A 3,573-nucleotide genomic window follows, 5' to 3' on the forward strand; every position below is an offset into this window, starting at 1 on the left:
AAATTAAGCTACGGGAAAAACGGAACCATCCGTGCAAAATTCACCATTAAAAATACAGGCAGCCGCTACGGCGCCGAAGTGGTGCAATTATATGTAAGCGATCCGGTTAGTTCGGTTTTGCGTCCTGAAAAAGAATTGAAGGCTTTTAAAAAAGTTTTTCTGCAACCGGGCGAAACTAAAACAGTCGAGCTGGATGTAAGGGTGGAGGACCTGGCCTTTTACGACGTGACAAAAAAAGGTTGGAATACCGAATCCGGTGAATACATTCTTCAACTAGGCAATTCATCGCGCAATATTTCAAAAACAGTAAAAATCCTGGTTAGATAAACTCAGTTCAGAAGCAGTGTGAAGTTTATGGAAAATCTGTGAACTGGATATACAGGTTATCAGGAATACCGATAAACTCAGAAATAATTTTCAGTGGAAATGGCCTGTTGCCTTATAAATAAGTGTAAAAAAAACAATAAATAACATTGACTTTAACGATGAAAAAAATATTACCCATTTCAAGTTTGTGCCTGTTCCTGTTCACAGCAACAAGCTTGAAAGCGCAAAACCCAATTATTCAAACCAGGTTTACAGCCGATCCGGCACCCATGGTGTACCACGACACCGTGTTTTTGTATACKGGCCACGACGAGRATAAMTCTACRACGTTCGTTATGAATGATTGGCACTTATTTTCAACCATAGATATGGTGAATTGGACCGACAGGGGCGCGCCGTTATCGGTAAAAACATTCTCATGGGCAAGTAAAGATGCCTGGGCCGGKCAGTGTATTTTTCGTAATGGTAAATTTTACTGGTATGTGCCAATGAACCGGGCCGACGGCAAAGGTATGGCCATTGGGGTAGCCGTTGGCACAACASCCGAAGGGCCATTTATCGATGCCATTGGCCATCCCTTAGCTTATACCGGCCGTGGCGATATTGACCCTACGGTATTTATTGATRCCGATGGCCAGGCTTATCTGTATTGGGGAAACCCACAGTTGTTTTATGTGAAATTAAATCAGGATATGATCTCTTATTCGGGAGAGATACAAACAGTGCCGCTTACAGAGCAGGGGTTTGGGAAACGTACCGGAAATCCCAACCGTTTTTCCCAATACGAGGAAGGGCCCTGGTTTTATAAAMGRAAAAAAATGTACTATATGGTATATCCTGCCGGTGGTGTGCCGGAGCATATAGCTTATTCTACCAGTACSGGGCCAACTGGCCCGTGGGTGTACCGGGATACTCTTATGCGCATTATTAAGAAACGCGGCGCATTTACAAACCACCCTGGGATGATAGATTACCATGGTAAATCATACTTTTTTTATCATAACGAAGCTTTACCGGGCGGAGGGGGCTTTACAAGGTCGGTTTGTGTTGATCAATTTACTTATCAACCTGATGGTACAATTCCTATAATCACCCCTACTGCCGAAGGCGTGACCGAAGCAGTAAGAAACCTGGATCCTTTTGTTCGTCAGGAGGCAGAAACAATAGCCTGGGAGTCGGCTGTTAGTACCGCAAAAGGCGCTAATGGAATATACGTAACAGATATAGATAGTGGTGATTACATTAAAGTACGAAGCGTCGATTTTAAAAGCGGCCCAAAGTCATTCTATGCGAATGTGGCAACAAATACAGATGGGGGTATAATAGAGATACGCATTGACAGGCCAGACGGTTTCTTACTGGGAACGTTATCCGTAAAAAACACAGGCGGTTTGGAAATATGGGGAACCCAATCCGTTGCGGTTAACAAAGCAAAGGGTGTTCACGATGTGTACTTTGTGTTTAAAGGTGGCCCGGGGCATTTGTTTAATTTCAACTGGTGGAAATTCAATTAGAAATAAATAAGGGCTTAAGAATTTACTTAATGTAGTCGTTCGCGTAAGATTTGTACCCGAGGGAATTTTCAATGGAAATGCCCCATTGGCCCTATAAATAAGTTAAAAAAACAATAAATAATATTGACCTTGATGATGAAAAAAATATTACCCGTTTCAGGTTTGTGCCTGTTCCTGTTCACTGCAACAAGCTTGAAAGCGCAAAACCCTAAGCTTACGCTCGATTTAACTAAACCCGGGGCAAATGTAAGTCCGCAACTGTATGGGCTGATGACGGAAGAGATCAACCATTCGTACGATGGGGGATTATATGCCGAGCTGATCAGAAACAGGATATTTAAAGACAACCCTAATACGCCGGAAGCATGGAGCGTGGTCAATGAAGACGGCGCGAAGGCCACGATCCAATTAGTTGCGCCAAACCCCAACAATGTACCCGTCGATCAGCGGCACCACGCCATTAATGGCGCATTAACTACTTGTTTAAGGTTACTGGTTGATACCGGCGGCGGTAGGGCCGGCATTGCCAATGAAGGTTATTGGGGCATACCTGTTTTGCCGAATACGACTTACAACGCTTCATTTTATATTAAAGGAGCAGCAAGCGGGCCAATACCCCTCAGCCCCTGGGACCCCAAGCCTACAACCCCTCTTCCGGTAATTGCGGATAACACGGCCGGGCCTATAACCGTAAGTATAGAAAGCAATGACGGTAAAACGGTATATGCTTCAGGTACCATCAACTTAATAAAAAGCGCCTTCTGGAAAAAATATGAACTTAAATTAACAACAGGCGCCGGCGTTAAAGCAACATCTGACGCCCGTTTCGTTATTTCGACAAACCGTACCGGGGTTTATTATTTTAACCTCGTATCATTATTCCCGCCAACTTATCATAACCGTCCGAATGGCAACAGGGTAGATTTAATGAAGTTATTGGCTGCTATGAAACCCCGTTTTTTACGTTTCCCCGGCGGTAATTTCCTGGAGGGCCCAAAATTGAACGATGCGTTTCCCTGGAAAACTACTTTGGGCCCGCTTGCAGGGCGCCCCGGTCATACCGGCTCATGGGGCTACCGCCCCAGCGACGGAATGGGCCTGCTTGAATTTTTAGAATGGTGCGAAGACCTGAAGATGGAACCGCTGCTTGCTGTTTATGCCGGCTATTCACTCGACGGCGACCATGTGGACGCAGGCCCGCTTTTAAAACCATATGTAGATGATGCGCTGGATGAAATTGAATATGTAATAGGCGGCGTAAACACTTACTGGGGTGCTAAGCGCGCCGCAGATGGGCACCCGGCACCTTTTAAACTCAGCTATGTGGAGATTGGTAACGAAGACGGGTTTGACGAATCCGGCAGTTACGACGGACGTTACGCCCAGTTTTATGATGGCATTAAAGCCAAATACCCCAATCTCCGCTGTATCGCAAGCATGGGCGGTAAGGATTGGCTTGGGAGCAGGAGTAAATTAAAAATTAGCAAGCCCCAAATTGTAGACGAGCATTATTACCGCAATGCCTGGGGAATGGAAGAGGATGCAGCGCATTACGATAACTACGACCGTAAAGGATATAAAGTGTTTGTAGGTGAATGGGCAACAACAGAAGGCATGCCCACCACCACTTTGAATGCCGCCCTTGGCGATGCAGCCTGGATGACCGGTATGGAACGGAACTCAGACGTAGTCATCCGCTCATGCTATGCGCCTTTATTTGCAAATGTAAATA

3 protein-coding genes are annotated in these 3,573 nt (G+C 45.4%); all 3 read left to right on the forward strand.

Annotation, left to right across the window (positions count from 1 at the left end):
• Positions 1-327: fibronectin type III-like domain-contianing protein (locus AC1DXC_RS27185; protein WP_477462323.1), on the forward strand; the 327-nt coding region annotated here is incomplete at its 5' end.
• A 158-nt stretch (positions 328-485) separates the two neighbouring features.
• Positions 486-1,841 (forward strand): glycoside hydrolase family 43 protein, encoded by a 1,356-nt coding sequence (locus AC1DXC_RS27190; protein WP_477462324.1) that lies wholly within the window; start codon positions 486-488, stop codon positions 1,839-1,841.
• A gap of 132 nt (positions 1,842-1,973) precedes the next feature.
• Positions 1,974-3,573, forward strand: a 1,600-nt coding sequence (locus AC1DXC_RS27195) for an alpha-L-arabinofuranosidase C-terminal domain-containing protein (protein ID WP_477462325.1), incomplete at its 3' end; no start/stop codon positions are given.

Source organism: Mucilaginibacter sp. P2_D11 (genome assembly GCF_056404435.1).